This window comes from Sorangium sp. So ce1504, from assembly GCF_051521635.1.
GTDB classification, from domain to species: Bacteria; Myxococcota_A; Polyangia; order Polyangiales; family Polyangiaceae; genus Sorangium; species Sorangium cellulosum_B.
On record NZ_CP150365.1, the window covers coordinates 568,363 to 593,191 of the forward strand.

Sequence of the window (24,829 nt, forward strand, 5' to 3'; positions counted from 1 at the left end):
CGCTGACCAGGCGACGCTACGCTCTCGTCATGGCTGCTGCCCTGCGCCCTGTCTTCGTCGTCGACGCTGTCCGGACCCCGATCGCCCGTTACGCCGGCGCCCTGGCGACGGTTCGCCCCGACGACCTCGCAGCGCACGTCCTCGACGCGCTCGTGCGTCGCAATCCTTCGCTTGCGCCGCGCCTCGATCACGTCGTCTTCGGCGCGACGAACCAGGCCGGAGAGGACAACCGCAACGTCGCGCGCATGGCCGCGCTGCTCGCCGGCCTCCCTTACGAGGTCCCGGGCGTCACGGTGAATCGCCTCTGCGGCTCGGGGCTCGAGGCGGTGGCCGACGCCGCGCGGATGATCGCCACCGGAGAGACCGACTGCGCGATCGCGGGGGGCGTCGAGAGCATGACGCGCGCGCCGTTCACGATGCCCAAGCAGGCCGAGCGCTTCGATCGGAGCGCGCCGACCGTCTACGATACGACCCTCGGCTGGCGCTATCCGAACGCGAAGATGGCCGCGCGGTTCGAGCTCCAGTCGATGGGGGAGACGGCCGAGAACGTGGCCAAGAAGCACGGCATCAGCCGCGACGAGCAGGATCGGTTCGCGCTCCTCTCCCACGAGCGCGCCACGCTCGCCTGGGAGTCGGGGGGCTTCGCCGCCGAGGTGGTCCCCGTGCTCGTCCACCAGAAGAAGGGCGAGCCCGTCCTGTTCGAGCGCGACGAGGGCGTGCGCGCCGACGCCTCGCTCGAGGCGCTGTCGAAGCTCAAGCCGGCCTTCCGCGAAGGCGGGACCGTCACGGCGGGCAACTCGTCGCCCCTCAACGACGGCGCCGCGGCCCTCCTGCTCGCCTCGGGCGACGCCGTGCAGGCCGCCGGCGCGACGCCGCGCGCGCGGGTGATCGCGACGGCGACCGCCGGGGTGGATCCCAACCTCATGGGGGAGGGGCCGATCCCGGCCGTGAAGAAGCTCCTCCAGCGGACCGGGCTGCGCGTCCCCAACGTGGACCTCTTCGAGCTCAACGAGGCGTTCGCGGCGCAGGCGCTCGCGTGCTCGCGCGCGCTCGAGCTCGACCCGGCGCGCGTCAACGTCCGCGGCGGAGCGATCGCGCTCGGGCACCCGATCGGCTGCTCGGGCGCGCGCATCGCGTGCACCCTCGTGCATGCGATGCGCGCGCGCGGCGCCAAGGTCGGGGTCGCCTCGCTGTGCATCGGCGTCGGCCAGGGCATAGCGACGCTCTTCGAGCGCGCGTGAGGTCATTTCGCCGCTCGTTCGCGGCGCCAGATGAGATAAGACCGCCGCAGCAGAACGCAGGAAGGGGGGCCAGCGGCTCACCTCCCTCGGCTGATGCCGCCGCCTCGGCGGCCAAGAACTGACGGCGCCGCCTCGGCGGCCAAGAATAAGGAGAAGGCCTGATGGAATTCCCCCCGATCAACGTGCCCGGCACCGGCAAGCTTCACGCTCGGCTCAAGACCTCGCTCGGTGACATCACGGTCCGGCTCGAGGAGGAGGGCGCCCCCAACACGGTCAAGAACTTCGTCGGCCTCGCCATGGGCACCATCAACTGGACCGATCCGAAGACCGGCCAGGGGATGCAGGGGACGCCCTGTTACGACGGCGTCCGCTTTCACCGCGTGATCTCGGGGTTCATGATCCAGTGCGGTGACCCGCTCTCGCGCTACTCGGACAAGGCGCAGCTCTGGGGCACGGGCGGCCCCGGGTACAAGTTCGCCGACGAGTTCAACCCCTCGCTGAGGCACGAGGGCGCCGGCGTGCTCTCCATGGCCAACGCTGGCAAGAACACGAACGGCGCGCAGTGGTTCATCACCGACGGGCCGACGCCGCACCTCGACAACCGCCACACGGTGTTCGGCAAGGTCGTGAGCGGGCAGGACATCGTCAACCGCATCGCCAACGTGGCGACCACGCGCGATCGGCCCAACCAGGACGTCGTCCTCGAGCGCGTCGAGATCTTCCGGCAGTAGGCGCGCTGCGCGCTGCGCGCCGCGCGGCGCCGTTCAGCGCCGCGCGGCCAGCGCGGTGCTTCGCTCGTTCAGCGGGCGCAGCAGACGGTGATCCTGTCGTCGCCTTCCTCGATCTCGCCGCTGGGGTCGCCGCCGCGCGGCTGGCAGCTGCCGCTTCCGGTCACCTCGATCGACACCGAGGCGGCGGGGGACGGATCGCCGACGCAGTCCCCGTTGAACGGCACGGTCTCGGCGGGCCCCCGGCAGCGGGTCTGCTCGAAGAGCGTCAGCGTCGCCGCGCAGCGCACGCCGTCCGTGCCGCACGTGCACCGCGTGCAGCCGCGGTTGTCGACCATCGAGCTCGCGAACACGTGTCGTTCGCCGAACCCCTCGGGGCAGCTCCGCTCGCCGTCGCGCCAGACGCAGACGCCCTGCTCGAACGGCGCATCGATCTCTCGCGGGGCGCAGGCCTCGTCGGCCTCACATCCGCCGGCGTCCGCCCCGGGGGCGCACACGAGCCCCTCGATACCGAAGCGCGGCGGCGGCAACATCGCCTCGCCGCCCGACGCGGCGCACGCCGCCGAATCCACGTTGGGCGCTTCGCCGCTGTAGCTGCCGGGCTGGAAGTCGCCGAGGTTGATGCAGTTCTCCGCCTGCACCGGCAGCGTCGCGCTCCCCCCGTCACACGCGCCGTCCACGTACACCGTGACCGCGGGCGCCTCGCACTCCACGGTCGGCGCGCCGCACGCGCACGGGCTGCAGGTCGCGGGTGTGTCGAGGGGATCGCGGCCGCCCACGTCCACCCGCTCGGAGAAGCCCTCGGGGCAGGCGACGTCCGCGGCCTCGGGGCCCTGGTACAGGAGGCCGGGCCCTTGCCAGTCCTCGGGCACGGCGACGCAGGCGAACCCTCCGCAGTCGTCGTCGGCGCAGTCGACGGCGCCATCGCCGTCGTCATCCTCGCCGTTGGTGCACCGCTCGCCGCCGCCGGCGCCGCCGCTGCTGCTGCTGCTCGTGGTGCTCCCAGCCGCCGTCTGGCCTCCTCCAGCTCCGCCGGAGCTGCTGGCCCCGCCGGAGCCGCTCCCGGACGGCGCCGGGAAGAGCTCGGGCTCGAACTGGTCGAAGTCCTGGGTGCAGGCGCTCGCCGCGAGGAGAGCGACGAGCGCGGTGACGCTTTGGAAGGCAGAGCGGCGCAACACGACCTCCGGGATCGGCGGGCTTCGCCTCGGTTCGAAGGAGCCCGACCGACGGTACCACGAAGCGCCCGCCCGCACGGCGAGCTCCGCAGCCGGCAATCCCGGTGACCCTTCGCCCCGTCCGAAGCGCGCCTGCTGCGGCGCTCCTTGCTGCACCGCGCCCCGTGCGCTGCGTCATCCGCTCGGGAGCGCGCGGGGATCGCCCGACCAGAGCGATGTGAGCGTCTCGAGCTCCCGCGCGAGCTCCTCGGTCGCCTTGTGAGCGAGCCGCGCCCGCTCTGCGATGAGCGCCTCGATGACGGCCGCGCGCGCGTCGGGCGCCAGCTCCTCCGCGCTCCTCATCTGCGCGAGCGCCTCGTCGGCGTCGTGCAGCTGGCCGAGGCGGCGCTGCATCCGTGACGCGGATTTCGCGGTGCGCTCGGCGCGCTCTCCGAAGAGCGGCGAGAACGTCTCGGCGGAGTAGCGCAGCCGTTTGAAGCGGATCCGGAGCGCGTGCATGGCCGCGCCGTCGCCCGGGTCGCTCGCGGCGAGCGCGCGCACGTCGTCCAGGGCATCACCGATCGCTCGCCTCGCGAGCGCCTCGGCGCCGCGCTTCCTCGCTTTCCGGCGCGAGATGCGCCGCTCGAGGCGCGCGAGGTGAGGCTCCAGCCGGAGCCGCTCGCCCGCGGCCGGCGCGTCGGCCTGCGTCGCGCCCGTGTCGCCCGCGGCCGGCGCGTCGGCCTGGGCCGCGCCCGCGTCGCCCGCGGCCGGCGCGTCGGCCTGGGTCGCGCCCGCGCCGCCCGGGCGATCCTGCCGGAGTAGCTCGACGATGTGGGCCCTCGCCTCGCGCTCGAGGCGCGCGCGCTGCGCGACCCATCCTGCGACGGCCGCCCGGGCCGCCTCGTCCAGATCGAGCGCGGTGAGCGTCTCGCGCAGCACCTCCTCGTCGCGCAGCGCGCCGGTCGCACGCGCGAACTCACGGAGCCCTTCGGCCACGGGGCGGAGCCGCCTCGTGCCGTAGATGCGTCGCGCCGGCTTGAGCAGCGTCCGGAGCCGGCGAAGCGAGACCCGGAAGTCGTGCACCGCCTCCGCGTCCGGCTCCGCGCTCTCGCCCTGCTCGCTCGCGGCGACGACGCGCCGCGCATCGGCGCGGACGCGCTCGATGTGGGAGAGCAGCACTGGATCCAGGAAATCTCGCGCGGAGAGCCTCGCGCCGCCGCCGTCGCTGGCTCCGGCGCCATCGTCGCCCGAGGGCGGGGGGCTCCCCTCGAGCGGCGTCACAGGCGCGTGAGCGCCACCGTCACCAGCGGGCGCCTCCCGAGCTTCGCCTCGAGCGTCCGGCGCGCCGCGAGCCGGGCGATCTCGATGATGTCGTTGTCGCGGCGCCGCGCGCGCGGCTCGCAGTCGTTCACCGCCTGCGCGACCGCGCGCGCCGCTGCCCTCAGCGCGCCGCCCTCGAGCTCCCCGGTGACCCCGCGGGCGAGGACCTGCGGCGGCGCCGCGAGGGCGCCGTGCACATCGACGACCAGCGACACGAAGGCCACCCCGGAGCGACCGAGGTTCGCTCGCTCCCGGAGGACCTCCTCCCCGAGCTCCTCGCCGCCCGCCGTCGCCACCCGGCCGGTGACGGCCCGGCCGCTCCGGCCGAGCGGCTGCGCCTTGCCGATCTCGACGACGTGGCCGTTCTCGGCGACGAGCACCTCGGCCACGCCGCGCTCCCGCGCGAGCTCCGCGTGCCGCGTCAGGTGGTGCAGCGCGCCGTGCACGGGGAGGAAGCTGCGCGGCTGGGTGAGGTCGATCATGCGCGCCTGCTCCGTCCGGTGCGCGTGCCCGCTCGCGTGGACGCGCCGATCCGTCGACCACGTCACGAGCTCGACGCCGAGGCGGAGCAGCCCGGCCATCATATCGACGACGGGGCGATCGTTGCCCGGGATGACGCGGCTCGAGAGCACGACCCGATCCCCCTCTTCGAGGCGCAGGAGCGGGTGCGTCCCCGAGGCGAACCGCGTCAGCGTGGAGGCCCGCTCGGCCTGCGTGCCGCTCGCGATGACGAGGAGCCGCTCGCGCGGCATCGAGGAGGCGACCTCGGGCGGGACGAGCAGGTCGCTCGGCCACGGGAGCCTCCCCACGGCCTGCGCGGCCCGCACGTGCGTCTGCACGCTGCGGCCGAGCAGGCAGATCTTGCGGCGCGCGCGGATCGCGGCCTGACCGAGGGCGAGGAGGCGCTGGACGTTCGAGGCGAAGACGCCGACCACGACGCGCGCCGGCGCGGTCTCGACGAGCTCCGCCAGCGCGTGGGCGACGGCGCGCTCGCTCCCCGCCTCGCCGGGCGAGTCCACGTTGGTGCTGTCGGACAGGAGCAGCCGGACGCCGGCGTCGCCGAGCGCCCGGAAGCGGGCCTCGTCGGTCGGCTCGCCGTCGAGCGGCGTCGGGTCCAGCTTGAAGTCCCCGGTATGGACGACGAGCCCCGCGGCCGTGTGGATCGCGAGCGCCGTCGCGTCGACGATCGAGTGCGTCACCCGGAGCGGCTCCACGACGAAGCCGCCGATCGCGACCTCGCGCCCGACCTGCGTGGGCAGCAGGCGCACCTTGTCCTCGAGCGCGTGCTCCGCGAGCCGGTAGCGCACAAGCTCCAGCGCGTGCGGCGGGCCCCAGACGGGGACGTCGAGGTGACGCAGGAGGAACGGCAGCCCGCCGATGTGATCCTCGTGGCCGTGCGTCAGCACGATGCCGCGCACCTGATCACGGAGCGCGAGCACGTGATCGAAGCGCGGGTGATACACGTCGACGCCGAGGTCCGTGCTCGGGAACGTGACCCCGCAGTCGATGAGCAGCAGCCCATCGGCCTGCTGGAGCGCGAGGCAGTTCATCCCCACCTCGCCGAGCCCTCCGAGGGGCACGAGCCGCAGGGTGGACGGCGCTGGCGGGGGGAGCTGGCTCGGGGCGGGGGCGCTCTGCTCGGGATGCACGTTTGGTGGAGGGGGGCTGCCACCCAGGGCGCCGGGGGCCTACGGCCCGCGGCTTGCTGAGCTGGTCTGAAAGAGAGAGGACGACTTCTTCAAGACGTAACCCACATCGGCTCGCCGTCCCCTTCGAAACTTGGAGCGACAGTGTAGCCACAGGGTGGCCCCTTGCGTCACGCTCTCTCTTTCCAGTTCCACCGCCGGGGCCAGGCGGCGCCGACCTCACCACCGGATCTCGTGCCGCGCGGACCGGTTCCTGCACACCCTGTCTCCCCCCACCCCATCGTGACCGCCGGCGGACGCCGAGCCGCCTTTCCGTCGCCCATCCCCTGATTCCGAGGAGCCTCCGGTGATCGCTGCCCTGCTCGTCAATCTCCTCCGCCTGCTGCTGCTCCCCGTCAGCGCGCTCCGCTGGGCGTTTGCTGCACCCCGGGGCGGGTATGTCGTCCTCGAAATCGATGGCCGCGTGGTCGACCTGCAGCCCCCCCGGGTCCGCCTCGCGCTCCCGTGGCGTCCGAGGAAGAGGGCTCCGCTCTCGGTGGAGCGCGTCCGCGAGCTCGGCAAGCACCTGATGAAGGATCCGCGCCCGGCGGGGCTGCTCCTCCGGATGCGGTCGGTGCACGCGGGGCCGGCGGTGGCGGCCTCGCTGCGGGACGCGCTCCTCGAGATCCGGGCGGGGGGCAAGGACATCGTCGCCTACCTGCCGATGGGCGCCGACACCACGATGCTCCTGCTCGCCTCGGCCGCGCGGGCCATCGTCGTCGGGCCCGAGACGATGGTGTCGCCGCTCGGGTTCGCGGTGGAGGGCCGCTACGTGCGCCGCGCCCTGGAGCAGGTCGGCGTCGAGCCCGAGGTGTTCGCGAAGGGGATGTACAAGAACGCCGGCGAGGTGCTCGTGCGGGACACGATGAGCGCCGCGCAGCGCGAGCAGGTGGGCGCCCTGCTCGACGGGCGCCTCGGGGACCTGACCGCGGCGCTCGCCCAGGGGCGCCGCGTCGATCGCGAGACGGCCGCGCTGTGGATCGACGAGGCCCCCTTCGGCGCGGAGCAGGCCGTCGCGCGAGGCATCGTCGACGCGGTCGCGTACGAGGACGAGCTCGAGCACATGCTCGCGGCGGGGTCGCTCCCCTGCGCGACCGCGGCGCCGCGCCGCGCCGAGATCGGCGCGGATAACGCGGACCGCGCATCGGGTGGAGGAGGCGCAGGAGCTCGCGCCGCCGCGCGGCATTCGAAGAGCCGCCTCGTGGCGGCGGGCCGCTACCTGGGCGCGCGGCGCGCCCTCTCGATGACGCCGGTGTGGCCTCGGCCCGTCCTCGGCGTCATCGAGGTGCACGGCGCGATCGTCAGCCGCGCCCGCTTCCGGGGCGCCTCCCTGGCCAGCGAGGAGCGGCTCGTCGCGAGCCTGCGCGCGGCGCGGCAGAACCCGCGCGTCCAGGGGGTCATCCTCCACGTCGACTCGCCAGGCGGCTCCGCGCTCGCGTCCGACAGGATCCACCACGAGGTCACCCGCCTCGCGGAGGTGAAGCCCGTCGTCGCATGCCTGTCGAACGTGGCGGCGAGCGGCGGCTACTACGTGGCGGCGGCCGCGCACGCGATCGTCGCGCAGCCGCAGACGATCACGGGGAGCATCGGCGTGGTCTCGGCGCGCTTCGCGCTCGGTCCGCTGCTCGAGCGCCTCGGCATCTCGACCGACGTCGTGAAGCGCGGCGCGCGGGCCGACCTGTTCTCGCCGTCGCGCAAGCTCGACGCGGGGGAGCGGGCGGTGGTGGAGCGCGAGCTCGACGCGATCTATGCCGCGTTCCTCCGCGTCGTCGCCCGCGGCCGCCGCCGCCCGGTCGAGGAGATCGAGCCGCTCGCGCAGGGGCGCGTCTACAGCGGCGCCGACGCGCAGGCGCGCGGCCTCGTCGACATGCTCGGCGGGTTCGAGCGGGCGCTCCACGAGCTGCGCCAGATGATCGGGCCCAAGGCGGCGGCCATCGAGCCGGCCATCGTGCGCGCGTCGCGGTACATCCCACCTCCACCGCTGCTGCCGGCGCCGGTGCCCACGCTGCTCGAGCTCGTCGGGCTCCGAGGGATCGCCCAGGAGGTGGCGCTCGCCATCCACTGCGAGGGGGAGCGGGTGCTCGCGTATTGCGCGGAGGCCGACGACCTGGACTAGATGGCGACGGCCGGGCGGGGCCCCAGCACGCGCCCACGCCCACGGCTCCATGGAAGAGCTGGTGGTTGGTTAGGCGCGTTCCCGGGAAGAGGCGGATTTTCTCGCGGGAGAAGCTGTGCGTAATCTGTGCGCCCGGTGGGTAGCACCTGTTCAGAACTGATCACGGATCGCTAGGAATCCCGTACCGGACAGAGAGGCCCTATATGTGGGCCCTGTTCGGAGGGAGATCCCAACATGTAGCGGTTCTCCTTGACGCACGGACCGTTCGCGAGTTTGGATAGCAAGCGGTCAGGCGCTCCCGCATGTCGGCGCACGCCTTTCAGGCATGGCACCTGAAACTATGCTCACTGGTCTGAAGACGGAACGTTTGAGCAGGTAGTAGGGGAGAAGCGACGAGACCTGTGGAGATCGAGGCGATGAGGCCTCGGAGTTCTCCAGGGAACTCTTTGTGCTTTCGGTAGGACCCGGGTCACCGCCAGGTGCGGTGGTTCACAGGAGGACTTGGAAATGGCCCAGTCGGCAGTTGTGGGTGACGGCGGTAAGCTCCCCGCCGGGAACGGCAAGATGGCGGCACGGACGAAGGAAGAGGGGGGGGCTCGTCCGGTGACCGGGGGGGCCGCCAAGGCGCAGGTCGACGGCGCAGCCTCGAAGAAGGGCACGAAGAAAGGGGCCTCGCGCCCGCGCGGGCTCGGGTTCGACCGGCGGTTCACGCACCGGGCCGCGGATCCGCTCGATGAGGTCACCTGGGAGCGCCGATCGAGCGTCATCACCAACCCCGACGGCTCGGTCGTCTTCAAGATGGAAGGGGCCGAGATCCCCGCCGGCTGGTCGCAACTAGCGACCGACATCGTCGTCTCCAAGTACTTCCGCAAGGCGGGGATCCACGGCAAGAAGGAGCTCGGCGAGACGAGCGTCCGCCAGGTCGTCCACCGGCTAGCGCGCACCATCCGCGAAGCGGGTGAGCACTTCGGTGGCTACTTCGCCTCGGCGAAGGACGCGGACACCTTCGAGGCGGAGCTCGCCTACCTGCTCGTCCATCAGTACGGCGCGTTCAACTCGCCCGTCTGGTTCAACTGCGGGCTCTACCACCGGTACGGCATCGAGGGGTCGGGCGGCAACTACGCCTGGAACGAGGCCTCGGCCGACGCGGGGAACGGGAGCGCCAACGGGAAGGCGTCGGCGCCTCGAACGAACGGGGCGGGCGCGGTCGACGACATCGTCGAGACCCGGAACGCCTACGAGCGGCCGCAGTGCTCCGCGTGCTTCATCCAGGCGGTCCAGGACGACCTGATGAGCATCTACGACCTCGTGAAGAGCGAGGCCCGGCTGTTCAAGTACGGGTCGGGGACGGGGACAAACTTCAGCTCGATCCGCGGGAAGCAGGAGAAGCTCTCGGGCGGCGGGACGAGCTCGGGGCTCATGAGCTTCCTCGAGGTGTTCGACCGCGCCGCCGGCGCGACCAAGAGCGGCGGCACGACGCGACGCGCCGCGAAGATGGTCTGCCTCGACATGGACCACCCGGAGATCGTCGACTTCATCCAGTGGAAGGTCCGCGAGGAGAAGAAGGCGATGGCGCTCATCGGCGCGGGGTACCCCTCCGACTTCAACGGCGAGGCGTACCACACGGTGAGCGGGCAGAACTCGAACAACTCCGTGCGCGTGAGCGACGAGTTCATGCGCGCGGCGGCGACGGGCGCGGCGTGGGAGACGCGCTCCCGGACGACCGGCGAGGTCGTCGACACGCTGAGCGCCAAGGATCTCTGGCGCCAGATCGCCGAGGCGGCGTGGGGCTGCGCCGATCCGGGCGTGCAGTACGACACGACCATCAACCGCTGGCACACCTGCCCGAACACGGCGCGCATCAACGCCTCGAACCCGTGCTCGGAGTACATGTTCCTCGACGACTCGGCCTGCAACCTGGCGAGCCTGAACCTCACCAAGTTCCTCCGCGAGGACGGCTCGTTCGACATCGAGGGCTACCGCCACGCGGTGCGGGTGTTCTTCGTCGCGCAGGAGATCCTCGTCGACTTCTCGGCGTACCCGACCCGCGGCATCGCGAAGAACTCGCACGACTACCGCCCGCTCGGGCTCGGTTACGCCAACCTCGGCACCCTGCTCATGCTGCAGGGCATCCCGTACGACTCCGATCAGGGGCGCTCGGTCGCGGGCGCGCTCACCGCGATCCTCTGCGGCCACGCCTACCGGGTCTCGGCGGAGATCGCCGCCGCGAAGGGGCCGTTCGCCGGCTTCGCCAGGAACCGCGAGCCGATGCTCCGGGTGATGGGCATGCACCGGGACGCCGCCTACGCGATCGACCGCGACCGCTGCCCGGAGTCGCTCTGGCGGGCCGCGTGCGCCGACTGGGACGAGGCGGTCCGGATCGGGCAGGAGCACGGCTACCGCAACGCCCAGGCGACGGTGCTCGCCCCGACCGGCACCATCGGCCTCCTGATGGACTGCGACACGACGGGCATCGAGCCCGACTTCTCGCTCGTGAAGTTCAAGAAGCTCGCCGGCGGCGGCTACTTCAAGATCGTGAACCAGTCCGTGCCCGAGGCGCTCCGGCGGCTCGGCTACCCCGAGGCCGAGGTGCAAGAGATCGTCGCCTACGTCTCCGGCACGAACACGCTCCTGGCGGCGCCGCACGTGAACCGGGCGTCGCTCAAGGCGCGGGGGCTCACGAGCGACGACCTCGCGAAGGTCGAGGCCGCGATCCCCGGCGTCTTCGATCTGGATCTCGCCTTCGGCCCCTGGATCCTCGGCGAGGAGGCCTATGACAGGCTCGGCGTCTCCAAGGAGTCGCGGGCGCGCTTCGGCTTCTCGCTGCTCCAGCACCTCGGCTTCTCGGCCGCGGAGATCGAGGAGGCGAACGAGACGATCATCGGCCGCATGACGGTGGAGGGGGCGCCTCACCTGCGCGAGGAGCACTACGCGGTGTTCGACTGCGCCAACCGCTGCGGCAAGAAGGGCCGGCGGTACCTCGCGCCGATGGCGCACGTCCGCATGATGGCGGCCGCGCAGCCGTTCCTGTCCGGCGCCATCTCGAAGACAGTGAACCTGCCGAACGACGCGACGGTCGAGGAGGTGCAGCGGATCTACGAGGAGGGGTGGCGCCTCGGGCTCAAGGCGGTCGCGCTCTACCGCGACGGCTGCAAGGCGTCGCAGCCGCTCTCGTCGACCTCGAGCTCGAGCGACAGCAAGGAGAGCAAGGGCAAGGCCGACAAGGCCGAGGTCGCCGCGCCCATCGTCCAGGCAGCGACCGCGCTGGCGAGCCAGGCGCGCCCGCGCTCGCCCTCGGCGGCGGCGCCCGAGCGGTTCCGCCTGCCCAGGAAGCGCAAGGGCTTCACGCAGGAGGCGCGCGTCGGCGGGCACAAGATCTACCTCCGCACCGGCGAGTACGACGACGGGACGCTCGGCGAGATCTTCATCGACCTCCACAAGGAGGGCGCCGCGTTCCGCTCGATGATGAACTGCTTCGCGATGGCGGTGTCGATCGGGCTCCAGTACGGCGTGCCGCTCGAGACCTTCGTCGAGCAGTACACCTTCACCCGCTTCGAGCCGCAGGGCATCGTCGAGGGGCACGACTACGTGAAGATGTCGACGTCGATCGTGGACTACCTCTTCCGCGTGCTCGGAGTCGAGTACCTGAACCGCTACGATCTCGCGCACGTCCAGCCGGTCACCTCGGCCATGGAGGACCCTGTCGAGTCGCGGGCGCAGGAGAGCGGCGCGGCGTCGTTCTCGCCAACCGCGCCGGCCGCGGTGGCGCTGGTCGAGGGCGGCGGACGGACGGCGAGCGCGCTCGACGCGCAGCTCGAGGACATGATGGGCGACGCGCCGGTCTGCGACGGCTGCGGGCACATCACCGTGAGGAACGGGGCCTGCTACAAGTGCCTCAACTGCGGCAACAGCATGGGGTGCAGCTGAGCTGCGACGGGCGGGGGTGGGGGTGACGAGGGAGGGGCCGGCGGGGGGCCCTCCCACGAACTCGCGCCTTTTCGTGGCTGCTGCCTCGTGAACGGGGAGAGCTGGGCTTGCAGCGACTCGCTGCGATGCGGGCCGGCGCTCGGGTTCGTGGGGCCCTCCCCCGCCGGCCCCTCCCTCGTCACCCCCACCCCCGCCGACTCGGGGGGAAGGGGAGGGTGGGGGTGATCGCGGAGCGTTTGGGGGGAGGCGGGCGCGGGAGCGCTGCGGGTGGGGCCGTACGGGCTTGTACTCGGGCAGCCGTATGGATGCGCTCGGAGAAGCTCTGTAGAAGACGGAGGCATGATCCGGTCGCGTTCGTCCATCGCCTTCGTCGTTGTTGTCTGCAGCATCCTGTCTAGCTCCTGCCGGAAAGAAGAAGCAGAGCCGGAGACGATCCCCGCGCCTACACCGACGGTCGCGCCCGTGGCGGCCGATCCGGTGCCGGCGACCCCGACGCCCGCTGCGACCCCGACGGCGGCGGCGACGCAGGAGCCCGCGGCGGGCCAGGAGCCCGCGGGAGCGGCTTCCGCCGGGGCTGCGGTGGCCGATGCAGGGGCGGCGACGGCCGAGGGAGCGACAGGGGCGACGACGTCACGGGGGGGAGGCGCCTCCATCCAGGCGTGCTGCACGGCGCTCCACGCCGTCGCCACCAAGTCGGGCAAGTCGCCGGAAGCGAAGTCGAAGGCGGCGACGGCATCGCATCTCTGCGCCGGGATCGAGAAGCTCGTGAAGAGCGGGAAGACCCCGCGCGCCAAGGCGCTCACCCAGATCCGAGCGAGCCTCGGCGGGACCACGCCGCCCGCCGAGTGCAACTGAGCCGGGCGACGTCTCGTCCCGGGTACCGGCACCCCGCCCCGATCCGGCGAGCACGAGAGCCGGAACCCTGCCGGCTGCTTTAGGGCGCGCGGCCGGACTCCGTACCATGTGTGGTCGCGCGGCGTTCGTCCGCGCCGCAGCGGCGGGCGATGGCGCCCGCCGCCGCGCATCGATCCTCATGGGAAGGAGCTGTCATGCCCTCGAAGCTGGTCACCGATCGTCAGAAGAGCGCCAACTCCGTCGTCGCGTCCGGCGAGACCCACGCCGGCCGGATCGCCGCGGAGCTCGAGGCGCTGCTCTCTCCGCACCTGCGCAAGGGAGAGAAGATGCCGGACGTCTCGCTCTTCACGCACATCGTCGCGCGCGCCCTCGCCGAGGCGCGCGATCGCATGGTGGCGGCCGACGAGGCGCACCAGGCGGAGCTCGCCGACGACGCGGCCCCGCGGGAGGCCCGCGACGAGGCCGCCGCCGCGCTGTACACCGAGCTGACCGAGCTCCGCGAGTGGCTCACCGGCCTGTACGGCGCCGCGGCGCTGGCGCGCCTCGGCTTCACGGACGCGACGCCGCGCGACCCGGCGCAGCTGGAGCGCTTCGCCGGCGAGGTGGCGCGCGCGCTCGGCGCCAGGGACCTGCCGAAGCCGCGCCGCAAGGGGATCCGCTGGGACGCCGAGGAGACGGTGCTCCGGATCGAGGGCCTGCGCGGCGCGCTCCGCGGCCACCTGAAAGATGTGGCCCGCGAGGCGCGCGAGGCCGAGGCGACGCTGCTCGCCAAGACCGCTGCGATCGCGGCGTACGACGAGCGGTTCAGCCGCGCCGCGACGTTCCTCGTGGGGCTGTTCCGGCTCGCCGGTCACCCGGAGCTGGCCGCGCGGGTGCGCCCGTCCTCGCGGCGTCCCGGCCAGATCGAGGCCGACGCGCCGCCGGCGGAGCCGGGTGGCGAGGCCCCGGTGGCGCCCGAGGAGGCCGCGCCGCTCGGCGGGTGAGCGCCGTCGCCGCGGCGACGGGCGCGAGCACGAGCGCCGCGGACGCGGCCGGGAGAACCCCAGGAGCGCTCGCGAGCGCCACGGACGCGGCCGGGAGCGCCTCTCGGGACAGCAGGCGCTCGGATCTCACGTCGAGAGCGGCGCGAGCGCGAGGCCGAAGGCCAGCACCTCGTCGGCGAGCTCTTTCAGGGCGGCGTCCTCGTCCTCGAGCAGGTGAAAGCGCTTGGCGAGATCTCGCTTCGACTTGCGGGCTTGCACCCAGCTCACGACGTCGGAGAGCGCGTCCGCGCCGAGCGCGTCGACGACGTAGCACTTGCACTCTTCCCGCTTCGTGCACTGCTCGCAGGATGCCTGGTTGCAGCGGTCACGCCCGCAGTTCTTCGCGATTGGGCGCCAGTACTTGCCCTCCTCCGGCGTCCTCGGGTTGTCGATCTGGTGGAGCCGGAGCCCGTCCTTGAGGTGCGCATAGCGGAGGACGTCGGCCGGCGCGGAGCGGAGCAGCTGGGCGATCCTGTCGATGCGGGTGAGGCGCTCGGGGGACGAGAGCACCTCGCGGTAGATCGCGAGCGGCACCAGCGCCTCTGCCGTGCGCACGTGGAGCGGGCGGGCGCGCTGGTAGGTCGGACGGTCCCTGGCGGCCTCGGCCAGCTTGCGGTACGTGCCGCCGACGGCGCCACCCGGGTGTCGCTGATCGGTATCTCCGATGGCGAGCACGATGCGACCCTGATCAGCGAGGCTTCCGAACTCGCTCGCGATCGTGTCTCCGCCGCCGCCGCGAGCCTCGTGGACCATGTCGATCGCCTCCCAGTGACGCTGGGCCAGCATCATGATGCCGAGCTCTGCGAACAGGCCCGCGTCGGTCCGGTTCTCGCCGAGGAGCACGCAGCACGCCGTCTTGTGGGTCCGGTCGAAAGCCGAGAGCGGCGCGCGGATCACCTTCCGGCCGCCTGGAACCTCGCGCGCCGTCCCGTCGAACGCCGCGCCGATTCCCAGCTCGATCGACCAGGGGACCTCGTCACGCAGGCCGGCGATCTGGGCGAAGTTCTCGTCCACGTGCTGGAGGGCTCGCCGCGCGCGCGGGGACCAGCCGTGCGCCGAACCGAGGAGCGCCTCGGTGTCCTCGGGGCGCAGCGAGATCACGTGATTGCCATCGAAGTGCGCGAGGAGCAGGTTCTCGATGGACGCGTGCGAGCTTCGCGCGGTGGCGCTGTTCGAGAGCGCATCCGCCGCCGCGGACTCGTGGAGGTGGAGAAGCACCGCGCGTCACTCCGCCGCGGAGCGTACACGTCGGTCGGCGACGGGGGACAGGAAGCCGTAGGGCCAGTCGTGGAGGGCGCCGCTGTCGCGGTAGCCGGCGAGGCGCACCTCGGCCTCGCCGGTCTCCTCGTCCTTGTCGAAGAGGACGATCTGCACGTCCTCGGCCTTCAGATGGCCCTCATGGATCAGCTTGCCGAGGCCGTTGATCAGCGACTCGCTGTGCGTCTCCACGATGATCTTCGAGCCGCTTCCGGACACCGCCTCCACGAGCATTCGCGCGAGCTTCGCCTGGGCGGCGGGGTGGAGGTGCAGCTCGGGCTGCTCGATCGCGACGAGCGGCGCGGGGGCCCGCTTCTGCATGCGGGGGCGGATGCACGCCGCCCAGAGGGCGGCGGCCAGCGGGAGGACCTCGGAGTAGCCGAAGCCCACATCGACGAGGTTGACGAAGCCCTTGGCCGGGCCCTCCTTGACGAGGATCTCGGCGTGGATCCCGGTCGTGCGGACCTTCGTCTCGAAGTCCAGCGTGGTCTGGGTGAAGCGGGCGAAGTCCTCCGCCTCGGGGGTGGAGAGCGAGCGCAGGAACATGGGGAGGTTCTTGCCGTCGGGATCCACCTCATCGACGGCGAGGTTCTGGATGCGGTAGGCGCGCTCCGGGCTCACGCGGAGGGGCTTGAGGTACGCGACGCGGCTCATGAGGTCGGCGAGGACGAGATCGGCTGCCTCGATGATGTAGGGCGAGATGCGTGCCGCTGCCGCGGAGGCGATGCGCTCGAACTCGTCGTCGCCGGGCCCGAGACCGCCGCCTCTCTTCTGAATCACTCTCTTCTGAAACTGAGCGTGAGCCGAGAGGGTGGCGAGCTGTTTCAGCATGGCGCTCCGCTTGCCAAGGAGCATCGCGTAGGCCACCGCGTCGATCGTAGCCGCCGACGTGTTGCCGTGAAAAAAAGGAACGAGCAACGCGGCGAGCGGCTTGAGCAGGACCGTATCTGCCTTCGTCTGGTAGTCGATCTCGTCGTGTACGAGCCCTTCCGGCACCTGGTGGTAGCTCAGCGTCGGCTCCGTGCCTGATTGCAAGGTCGGCAGCAGGTACGACTTCGTTCCCAGCGAGAGAGGCGCTTCGGTCTGGATGGTCTCGTCGTTCGCAACGAGCCTGAGGAGCCGGCCCGTGGCGTCGAGCTCCCATCGGACGACATGGCCCTCGGCGCCAATTTCGTAGCCCCTCACATGAGGGGTCTCGCCTCCGGCGAGCGTCACCGCGATGTCGAAGGCAGGGTCGCCGAGAGCGACCTCTGCCTGCTCTGGCAGCCGCAGCCGGAATTGGAAGGTTACCTCCGGCTCGTCGAGCCGACTGGAGGCGGCGTCCTTCAGCGAGCCAAAATCCACATACCGCTCGTGATACCAGAGGATCGGGCTGTCTCGGGGCGTCTCCACGCTCTGCCGGAGCAGCGGGAACGCTCGAAGGAATGTGCTCTTGCCCGAGCTGTTGCGGCCGACCAGGACGGTGATGGGCCGGATCGGCACGAGGCCGGTGTCCGTCAGGCACCGCAGGTTCTTCACGCCGAACGCTTCGAGGCTCACCTGACTCGGGTAGCGAACGGGTCGCAAGCGGTCAAGAACGGGGCAGGGGGCGCCCGGGATCGAGCGGTGCCGCGCGCCGCCTGCCTCCGCTGGCCCGGTACCTGGTCGCCCGCGGGCGCCTCGCCTGTTTCGGGCTCGGCCGGCGCACCGTCGCCGCAACGGGAAGGAACGCCCGGAAAACGAAGCGTGGCACGGGCAGCGCCCGACGGGCACGGCGCGCAAGGTTGGGCCCGTGCGTCGAAGGGGATCGGCGAGACGCCGTGCGGCCCCGTGAGCATGCGTCGCGTCCCTGCTCCTTGCTTCGCTGCTGGCCGTGTCCTGCTCCAGGCGTGATCGCGAGCGCCGCGGACACGGCCGGGAGAACCCCAGGAGCGCTCGCGAGCGCCGCGGACGCCGCTGGGAGAACCCCAGGAGCGCTCGCGAGCGCCGCGGACGTGGCTGGGAGCGCCCCAGGAGCGCTCGCGAGCGCCGCGGACGCGGCTGGGAGAACGCCAGGCGGGATCGCGAGCGCTGTTGCTGGAACAGACAGACTCAGGCGAAGTGGTCGTACCCCCGCGCCACGAGGTCCGTGAGCTGCCCGCCCGGTCCGAGCAACGCCACGTCGCTCGCGCCCTCCTCGCGCGGCACGCAGCGGCCGATCGCCACGAAGCCGGCGAGCTCCCCGACGTCGGGGCCCGCGACCACGACCGCGTAGTCCTCGCCGCCGTACAGCGCGAGATCCAGCGCGTCCACGCCGAGCAGCGCGGCGGCGTCGCGGAGGTCGGCGCTCACGAGCGCCGCAGGATCGAGCAGCGCGCGCACGCCGCTCGCGCGCGCGAGGTGCGCCACATCCGCGACGAGCCCGTCGGAGACGTCGATCGCCGCGCGGGCGCGCCCCGCCGCGCGGAGGCCCGCGTCGATGCGCGCCACCGGGCGGCGGAACGCGCGGATCGCCTGCTCGGCCGCGGCGCTGGCCGGCGCGATGCCGCGATCGAGCAGCGCAAAACCGGCCGCGGCGAGGCCGACCGGACCGGCCAGCGCGAGCGCGTCGCCGGGCCGCGCGCCGTCGCGCCTGAGCGGCAGAGCCGCGACGCCGAGCGCCGTCGTGGTGATCGAGATCTCGCCGCCCCGCGAGAGATTCCCGCCGATGACCGCCGTGCCGATCTCGTCGCACGCGGCGCGCTGACCCCTCGCCAGCGCGCCGAGCTCGTCGTCGCTCACGCTCGGAGGAAGCACCAGCGCGGCCAGCAGGCCGACAGGGCGCGCCCCCATCGCCGCGAGATCGCTCGCCGCGGCCATCGTCGCGCGGTAGCCGAGATCCTCGAAGCCCAGGAGATCGCGCCGGAAATGGACGCCCTCGACGGCGCTGTCGACCGTCCAGACGAGCGGCTCCGGGGCGCCCGGGAGGGCGCCGCCCCCCGGGGCCAGGGGCGCGAGGATCGCGGCGTCATCGCCGATGCCGCACAGAACATGATCGCCGGCCGCACCCCCGAGCACGGCGCGCAGCATGTCGATGCGCTTCCACTCGGAGCGCCCGCTCATTGGAAGATGGGCGGCAGGACGCTGTTCGCCGGCGAGCCAGCGACCGTCGGCAGCTTGACCACGAACACCGTGCCGCGCGGCTCGTTCGGCTCGATGCGCACCGTGCCGCTGTGCGCCTCGACCAGGCGCTTGACGATCGAGAGACCAAGCCCCGTGCCGCCGTGCTCCCGCGTCGAGCTCTGATCGATCTGGTAGAACGGGTCGAATACCTTCAGCCGCTCGCCGGCAGGGATGCCGATGCCCGTGTCCACGACGCGGATCTCGACCGCCTGCTGGAGAGGCGCGACGAGCACCAGCCCGGGGAGGTCGTCCATGTCCTCGCTCACGGCGCGCGCGACGAGCAGCACCTCGCCCCCCGCCTCGGTGAACTTCACCGCGTTCTCGACGAGGTTGATGAACACCTGGCGCAGCCGGTCGCCGTCCCCCAGCACCGGCGGGAGATCGTCCTCGGCCTGGATCCGGAGCTCGACGCCCTTCTTCGAGGCAGCTGGCGCGATGGTCGACGCCGCCTCGACGAGCACCGGGCCGACGGCCACCTCGGTGCGATGCACGATCAACGTGCCGCTCTCCAGCTTCGAGAGGTCCAGGAGGCTCATGATGAGCCCGAGCAGCTGCTCGCTCTTCGACCGGATCGTATCGATGAACTCGCGCTGCTCATCGGTCAGAGGTCCGCCGATGCCCTCGGCGAGCATCTCGCTGTACCCCATGATCGACGTGAGCGGGGTCCGGAGCTCGTGCGACACCGTGGCCAGGAAGTTCGACTTGAGCCGGTCGAGCTCCTTCAGCCGCTCGTACGCCTGCTCCAGCTCCGCGTTCTTCTGCGACAGCTCACGGAAGCTCTCGCGGATCGACGCGACGTGCATCGTCGAGGTGAGGAGCGATTTGTGCCCGCTGAACAGGATCAGATCGAGGACCGAGCGGAGGTGGTCCGCGATCGCGCCGAGCCGCTCCGGCCGGAGCCGCGGCATCCGCAGCCGCCCCTCCGCCGCAGGCGCGAGATCGAGCTGGGACGCCGCCTCGATCTGCGCGACAGGGAGATCGTCGAGGCCGTCGGGCAGGTAGGGGCCCAGGATCGACCGGCCGATCGCACGCCCGTCGTACTCGATCGGGAACACCTGGTAGAGCGCGCCCTCGAAGCAGGGATCCGCGACCTCGCTGCTGGCCGACGCGCCTTGTTTTGCCGTCCGATCCGCCGGCGCCACGCTCGCCCGCCGGCCTTCCTGCTCGCCGGTCAGGCCGCCGAGCGGCGGGAGCGGCGCGAGCGCGCCCGACTCCGCGAGCGTGGCGCCGTTGATCGATTGGATCCGGATCGGCAAGCCGAACAGCTTGTGAAATGACGCCGCCATCTCCCCGAGTGCCTGGCGATCCACGAGATCCTCGAGCGAGAGGGGGCCGATGCCGACCAGGTCGACCACCGGCGCCGCCGCGGGGGGAGGCAGCGTCGAGGGCTCAGGGGCGCTGGACGCGCCGTCGCGCTTCGAGGAGCCGGGCCCGTCCGCGACGCGCGCCGACGGCATCGGCGCGGAGCCCGGCATGCTGAGGAGATCCTCGTCGTCGAGACCGAAATCCGCCGGCGTCCCCTTGTGGGCGTCGGGCCTCATGGAACGATCCGGGAGCTCTTCTCGAGGCTGCCGCCCATTCGCCTCGCGAGGAGGTCGTTCACCGAGCTCGTCACCCCGAGCTGGCGCGCCGCGCTGTTCAGGAGCTCCTCGCCGCTGATCGACAGCCGCTTCGAGAGCTGATGCGTCTGATCGAGCGTCTCCCACGTGAGGTGGAGAAGACCCATGAGCGTCTCCACCGTGCCCACGCCGCGGGTCGCGACGGCCTTGTACACCGGCTCCTTGCCCCGCGCGGCGAGCCGCGCCAGCTCCTCGTCGCTCCGGATGTCGGGCAGGTCGCGCTTGTTGAACTGGATGACGAGCGGCATCCTCGCGAGATCGAGGCCGTTCTCTCGCAGGTTCTGGCGGAGATCGAAGAACGCCTCGGCGTTGCGCTGCGTCTCGGAGATCTGCGAGTCGGCGATCAGCGCGACCCCGTCCGCGCCCTGGAGCACGAGCCTCCGGGTGGCGGCGTGCATCGGCTGGCCGGGCACGGTGAACAGCTTGATGCGGAGCGAGACGTCGCCGTCCTTCGCGCGGAAGGTGAGCGGCAGGAGATCGAAGAACAGCGTGCGATCGTCCTGCGTCTCGAGCGTCATCAGCCGTCCGCGAGCGTCTGACCCGGCGAGGCCGTGCAGCGAGACGAGGTTCGTCGTCTTGCCGCTGAGCGCCGGGCCGTAATAGACGAGCTTGATCGTCACTTCACGGGCTGCGAAGTCGAGCTGCACGGCCGCATTCTCGCATGAGCGCCCGACGATTGGATATGGCCACGGCGCATGGCGGAGGAGGCCGGGCTGGGCCGGGTCTCCTCCCTTGTCAGGAGGCGTGCGCCCCGCTCAGGCCGAGCCGCCCGGCGCGTTGGGCACGCTGGACACGGGCGGAGGGATCGGCCTGCTCTCGCCGTTTTCGACGGTCCAGAGCGCGCTCCGCAGCCCCTCCAGGCGCGACGTCAGCGCCTGGAGCGCCTCGGCCTGGGCGTCGCACGCCTTGAGCTGGCTCTCGCTGCTCGGCTCGGCTTGGACCCGCTCCTCGCGCGCCGCCTTGAGGACCTCGATGACCTCCCGGTGCAGCTCCTGGCCGGCCGTGACCACCCACGCGTCGAGCCGGCTCGCGAACTCCTGGATCATCTCGTCGAGCTTCGGCCCGATCCGGGTGGCGGCCTCGCGCAGCGCGATCGGCGCCATCTCCTTCGCCTTCTTGCGGGTCTCGGCCTCGACCTTCTCCTTCACGTACACGGCCAGGACAGGCGCCGCGAGCGCCAGGATCCCGCCGAGCAGGGCGTTCGTGAACATCACGCCGAGGCCGATGGTGAAGAGCGCGAAGACGCCGACATCGTAGCCGAACGTGTCGACCTCGACGTTCGGCGGCTTCACGTCGCCGCCGAGCGCCTCGCTGACCCGCTTCGCCACGTCGTGCGCGTCCTCGCGCACGAGCGCGATCGTCTTCTCGGCGAGCGCCTCGAGCGCCGTGGCGATCTCCTTCGTCTCGGCCTGCGCCCACTCGGCGAACGTGCGCTCCAGGAACGCCCCGAGGTAGACCTTGATCTCGTCGGTGTGGGCCTCGTCGATGATCGCCGGGAGCTGCCGGAGCACATCGTCGACGAAGCGATCGAGGTCGCGATGCACCCACGCCCGGATGGCGCTCACCTCCTCGCGGATGCCGGCGCGCCGCTCCTCGATGGTGCGCGACTGGCCGGCCAGATCCTTCTCGATCATCTCGATGCGGCGGCTGAGCTCCTCGCGCGACATCGCGGTCGCCCGCCGCCGCGCGTCCACGCCCTTGCCGAGCAGGCGCGCGGACTCGAGGCCCTCGCCGAGCGCGTTGTCGAGCAGGATGCGCCCGCGCTCCTCGGCGAGGAAACGGGTCAGGTGATCGAGCAGCTCCGGCATCCCGCTGCCGGGCCGATCACCCTCCAGCGCCCGCTCGCTCGAGATCGGGAAGACCACGGGCGATTTCACGAGCTTCCCGAGCTCGCTCCGGATGTACGCGAGCGCCTCGACCTCCTCGTCCTGGCTCCAGATGTCGCGCTTCGTCACGACGAACAGGATCTTGTCGCGCGACTGCCCGAGCAGCTTCTCCTGGAGGAAGACCCGCTCGCTCTCCTTGAGCGGCTGGCCGGCGTCGATGAGGAACAGCACGGCGTCCGACCGCGGGATGTAGCTGTAGGTGATGTCCGCCCGCTGGAGCGAGAGGTCGTTCACCCCGGGGGTGTCGACGAGGACCACGCGCTCGCGCAGGAGCTCGGCCGGGTACCCCACCTCGAGGAACTTCACCTCGCCGGCGCTCGACGAGCGCTCGCCGCCGACGGTGAAGGCCCGCACGTCCTCGAACGGCAGGCCGGTGCGCTCGCCCGACGCGTAGACCACCTCGGCGCGCGGATCGACCGCGTACTCGAGGTGGTGGATCACCGCCGTCGTGGGCGTCACGCCGACGGGGAGGATCGAGGCGCCGAGCAGCGCGTTCACGAACGTCGTCTTGCCGTGGTTGAACTCGCCGACCACGACGAGGTGGAAGCGATCGGCGTCGAGCTTCTTCACGAGATCGTTCGTGATGCGCGTCGCGACGCTCTTGGCGCCGAGGGCCTCGGCGAACGTCACGAGATCCCTGAGCGCCCCGGTCACGTCGTCTTTGCGGCTGTGGAAGGATTCGAGCATGTGCGTCTACCTCGGCCTTGCGCCTTGCCAGGAGCGGGAGCCCCTCAGCCCCAGATCTTGATGACTTCGTGCACCTTCTCGTCGACCTCCTCCATGGAGAGGCCGCCCGCGCCGAGCCCGGCGTGGCGCTTGTAGAGCTCGCTCTCGGCGAAGGCCCGGAGCGCGAGGACGCGCTTCGGCAGCCACGGGTGGCTGGCCGTGAACTCGGCGAACCTGCCGACGCCGCCCTTGCCCTCCTCGTGCTGGGCGATGAACGCCTCGAGGTTGAGCTCCTCGTACAGCTTGGTCGAGCCGAGCGCGAGCTTGGTGAGCGCGCGCGTCGAGACGTCGAGGCTCTTCGCGCAGAGCAGGCCGGCGCGGTCGCAGGTGACCTCGGCCCGGCGCGACCAGCCGGAGAGCGCGAGCATCGCCGGGCCGACGATCCACTTCACGAAGACCGACGCCATCCGCGTCAGGTAGTGCATGGCGGTCAGGTAGACCACGTGGCTGTTGTGGATGTGGCCGCACTCATGGCCGATGACGCTGAGCAGCTCGTCGTCGGTGAAATGATCGACCAGCGCCGAGTGCACCATGATGAACGAGTCGTCGTTCGTCCCGTAGGTGGCCGCGTTGAGGGTGGGGCTGTTGACGATGTAGATCGTCGGGGTCGCGATCCCGAGCGTCTCGGCGCAGTGGACCGCGAGCTTGTGGACACGCGGGAACTGCGCGGGGCCGACCTTGACGGCGTGGCCGAGCAGCTCGTTCTTGCCGACCGTCTTGAACAGCCTGACCGCGGCGGTCACGGCGAGCTCGACCGGACGCATCTTCTCGAAGGCGAGGCGCGTGTTCTTGTCGGACACGTAGGCATACGCGTTGCCCGCGCCGTCCCCGCCGCCCGCGCGCTGGCCCTTCCGTCTCTCGATGAAGCCCTTGAAATCGAGCGTTCCGACCTGTGCCATTCGGCGAAGGTAACGGCCTAGCCGGGACCGCGCAACGCCGCCATCGCCACGCGCAGCGAAGTTAACGCAAAATCACAGACGACCTCCGCTCACATCTGAATCAGTCGGCGAAGGCGCCAAGCAGACGGTGATCAGACAGCGGAGGACGTCGGCGCGAGTCGACGCGGATCAGACGCCGAGCAGAGCGAGGAGCCCCTCCGGGCCGAGGCGCTCGAGCGTCCGCTGCCGCGCAAGGAAGCGCCGGAAGTCCTTGTAGACACCGCTGCCCTTCGGGCGGAGCTCGAAATCGGTGATGCGCGTGATGGAGAACCTCAGCGCCGCGATCACGCTCTCGTGGAACAAACGGTCGCGCTCCTCGGTTGAGAGCGGCCGCACCGCCGTGTAGCCGGCGGCGAGCGCGGCCGCGAGATCCGGGTCGAGATCGTCGCCGAAGCACCACGCGAGCATCGTGACGGCGAGGTCGAACGCGGCGCTCCCGCGCGAGGCGCTCTCGAAATCGAGCAGCGCCGAGATCTCGCCGGCCTCCCAGAGCACGTTGTCGCGGAAGAGGTCGCCATGGATCAGCGTCTGGGGGCCGGGTGTCCGCGGCGCCGCGGCGCGGATCCGTTCGAGCCGGCCGGTGAGCTCGTCGACGGCGGCGGCCACGTCGGGCGGGAGGGCCGGGGCGGGAGCGGGGGCCGTCGACTTCGCGCCCGCAGGGGAACGGAGCCCCCGGAGCCGCTGGTCGAGGCTGTCGAGGTCGAACCGGCTGGCGTTCGCCCCCTCGAACGAGGCGCCGACGAGGTGCACCCGCGCCAGGGCCGCGCCGACGCGGCGGGTCGCGTCCGGCGTGACGCGCGCCTGGCAGAGCGACGCTCCCTCGACCCACGGGAACAGCGCGACCGGCTTTCCAGCGTGCTCCGCGACGAACGCGGCGCCCTCCGACGCGGCGTCCGTGTCGGAGGGCGCCGCGTCGCGGCGCCGGAGCGGCTGCGGGGTGGCGACGCCCCCGGCCGCGAGGTGCTCGAGCATGCGGGCTTCGCGTGACGCCGCGCCGAGCTGCTGCTCCTCGTAGACCCGCAGGAACACCTGTCCGCGGCCGTCGGCGAGCGCCAACGCGAAGTTGGAGTTGACGCTCCCGGCGAGCAGGCCGCGCACGTCGGCGATCTCCAGGCCGTAGAGCGCGCCGATGCGGCGGGCATCCGCGAGCGAGAGGGGGGTCAGGATGGCCATCGCGGCGCAGGGTAGCCTCGCCTCGCCCGCGGTCTCTACAGGAACCTGGAGGAGCGCGCCGA

At 71.8% G+C, this 24,829-nt stretch carries 17 protein-coding genes; 6 read left to right on the forward strand and 11 right to left on the reverse strand.

Annotated features, from left to right (window positions below):
- Positions 1-29: 29 nt before the first annotated feature.
- Entirely contained in the window at positions 30-1,241 is a 1,212-nt protein-coding gene (locus WMF39_RS02130) for a thiolase family protein (protein ID WP_437743891.1), read from the forward strand.
- 161 nt (positions 1,242-1,402) lie between these two features.
- Positions 1,403-1,972, forward strand: coding sequence for a peptidylprolyl isomerase (locus tag WMF39_RS02135; protein ID WP_437743892.1), 570 nt, complete (start codon positions 1,403-1,405; stop codon positions 1,970-1,972).
- Positions 1,973-2,040: 68 nt separating this feature from the next.
- On the opposite strand, the gene WMF39_RS02140 is transcribed toward WMF39_RS02135, so the two are convergent.
- The 3 genes from WMF39_RS02140 to WMF39_RS02150 all read right to left on the reverse strand — a co-directional run bounded on the left by WMF39_RS02140 (position 2,041) and on the right by WMF39_RS02150 (position 6,092).
- Entirely contained in the window at positions 2,041-3,144 is a 1,104-nt protein-coding gene (locus tag WMF39_RS02140; protein WP_437743893.1) for a hypothetical protein, read from the reverse strand.
- Between the two features lie 174 nt (positions 3,145-3,318).
- The gene (locus WMF39_RS02145; protein ID WP_437743894.1) at positions 3,319-4,404 is read right to left on the reverse strand and encodes a CHAD domain-containing protein; all 1,086 of its coding nucleotides are present in this window, start codon (positions 4,402-4,404) and stop codon (positions 3,319-3,321) included.
- Positions 4,401-6,092 carry a ribonuclease J gene (locus WMF39_RS02150; protein WP_437743895.1) on the reverse strand — a complete coding sequence of 564 codons (1,692 nt, stop codon included), beginning with the start codon at positions 6,090-6,092 and terminating at the stop codon, positions 4,401-4,403. The genes WMF39_RS02145 and WMF39_RS02150 overlap by 4 nt, the downstream gene beginning before the upstream one ends.
- 343 nt (positions 6,093-6,435) lie before the next feature.
- On the opposite strand from WMF39_RS02150, the gene sppA reads away from it, so the two are divergent.
- The 4 genes from sppA (at position 6,436) to WMF39_RS02170 (ending at position 14,009) form a co-directional block, all read left to right on the forward strand.
- Positions 6,436-8,244 (forward strand): signal peptide peptidase SppA, encoded by a 1,809-nt coding sequence (sppA, locus tag WMF39_RS02155; RefSeq protein WP_437743896.1) that lies wholly within the window; start codon positions 6,436-6,438, stop codon positions 8,242-8,244.
- Between the two features lie 507 nt (positions 8,245-8,751).
- Positions 8,752-12,171 (forward strand): vitamin B12-dependent ribonucleotide reductase, encoded by a 3,420-nt coding sequence (locus WMF39_RS02160; RefSeq protein WP_437743897.1) that lies wholly within the window; start codon positions 8,752-8,754, stop codon positions 12,169-12,171.
- Between the two features lie 462 nt (positions 12,172-12,633).
- A complete protein-coding gene (locus WMF39_RS02165; RefSeq protein WP_437743898.1) occupies positions 12,634-13,026 on the forward strand; it encodes a hypothetical protein in 393 nt (130 codons plus the stop codon).
- Positions 13,027-13,220: 194 nt separating this feature from the next.
- The gene (locus tag WMF39_RS02170; protein ID WP_437743899.1) at positions 13,221-14,009 is read left to right on the forward strand and encodes a hypothetical protein; all 789 of its coding nucleotides are present in this window, start codon (positions 13,221-13,223) and stop codon (positions 14,007-14,009) included.
- Between the two features lie 126 nt (positions 14,010-14,135).
- Here WMF39_RS02170 and WMF39_RS02175 read toward each other — a convergent pair whose 3' ends face one another.
- The 8 genes from WMF39_RS02175 to WMF39_RS02210 all read right to left on the reverse strand — a co-directional run bounded on the left by WMF39_RS02175 (position 14,136) and on the right by WMF39_RS02210 (position 24,767).
- The gene (locus WMF39_RS02175; RefSeq protein WP_437743900.1) at positions 14,136-15,266 is read right to left on the reverse strand and encodes a hypothetical protein; all 1,131 of its coding nucleotides are present in this window, start codon (positions 15,264-15,266) and stop codon (positions 14,136-14,138) included.
- A 6-nt stretch (positions 15,267-15,272) separates the two neighbouring features.
- Positions 15,273-16,844, reverse strand: coding sequence for an AAA family ATPase (locus WMF39_RS02180; RefSeq protein WP_437743901.1), 1,572 nt, complete (start codon positions 16,842-16,844; stop codon positions 15,273-15,275).
- Between the two features lie 531 nt (positions 16,845-17,375).
- Positions 17,376-18,365, reverse strand: a complete 990-nt coding sequence (thiL, locus tag WMF39_RS02185; RefSeq protein WP_437743902.1) for a thiamine-phosphate kinase — start codon at positions 18,363-18,365, stop codon at positions 17,376-17,378.
- Complete coding sequence (locus WMF39_RS02190; protein WP_437743903.1) at positions 18,362-19,966, reverse strand: sensor histidine kinase; 1,605 nt, start codon at positions 19,964-19,966, stop codon at positions 18,362-18,364. Before WMF39_RS02190 ends, thiL begins: the two co-directional genes overlap by 4 nt.
- On the reverse strand, positions 19,963-20,691 hold the full coding sequence (locus WMF39_RS02195) for a GTP-binding protein (RefSeq protein ID WP_012233021.1): 729 nt from the start codon (positions 20,689-20,691) through the stop codon (positions 19,963-19,965). The genes WMF39_RS02190 and WMF39_RS02195 overlap by 4 nt, the downstream gene beginning before the upstream one ends.
- A 108-nt stretch (positions 20,692-20,799) precedes the next feature.
- Complete coding sequence (locus WMF39_RS02200; protein ID WP_437743904.1) at positions 20,800-22,617, reverse strand: dynamin family protein; 1,818 nt, start codon at positions 22,615-22,617, stop codon at positions 20,800-20,802.
- A gap of 44 nt (positions 22,618-22,661) precedes the next feature.
- A complete protein-coding gene (locus WMF39_RS02205) occupies positions 22,662-23,555 on the reverse strand; it encodes a M48 family metallopeptidase (RefSeq protein WP_437743905.1) in 894 nt (297 codons plus the stop codon).
- A 168-nt stretch (positions 23,556-23,723) separates the two neighbouring features.
- Positions 23,724-24,767, reverse strand: a complete 1,044-nt coding sequence (locus WMF39_RS02210; RefSeq protein WP_437743906.1) for a homoserine kinase — start codon at positions 24,765-24,767, stop codon at positions 23,724-23,726.
- Between the last annotated feature and the right edge of the window lie 62 nt (positions 24,768-24,829).

Bases quoted from the DNA above. Each gene is read 5' to 3' on its own strand.
- WMF39_RS02200 (WP_437743904.1), bottom strand. From the start codon at position 22,617: ATGCTCGAATCCTTCCACAGCCGCAAAGACGACGTGACCGGGGCGCTC.
- thiL (WP_437743902.1), bottom strand. From the start codon at position 18,365: ATGAGCGGGCGCTCCGAGTGGAAGCGCATCGACATGCTGCGCGCCGTG.
- WMF39_RS02135 (WP_437743892.1), top strand. From the start codon at position 1,403: ATGGAATTCCCCCCGATCAACGTGCCCGGCACCGGCAAGCTTCACGCT.
- WMF39_RS02210 (WP_437743906.1), bottom strand. From the start codon at position 24,767: ATGGCCATCCTGACCCCCCTCTCGCTCGCGGATGCCCGCCGCATCGGC.
- WMF39_RS02190 (WP_437743903.1), bottom strand. From the start codon at position 19,966: ATGAGGCCCGACGCCCACAAGGGGACGCCGGCGGATTTCGGTCTCGAC.
- WMF39_RS02205 (WP_437743905.1), bottom strand. From the start codon at position 23,555: ATGGCACAGGTCGGAACGCTCGATTTCAAGGGCTTCATCGAGAGACGG.
- WMF39_RS02130 (WP_437743891.1), top strand. From the start codon at position 30: ATGGCTGCTGCCCTGCGCCCTGTCTTCGTCGTCGACGCTGTCCGGACC.
- WMF39_RS02160 (WP_437743897.1), top strand. From the start codon at position 8,752: ATGGCCCAGTCGGCAGTTGTGGGTGACGGCGGTAAGCTCCCCGCCGGG.
- WMF39_RS02170 (WP_437743899.1), top strand. From the start codon at position 13,221: ATGCCCTCGAAGCTGGTCACCGATCGTCAGAAGAGCGCCAACTCCGTC.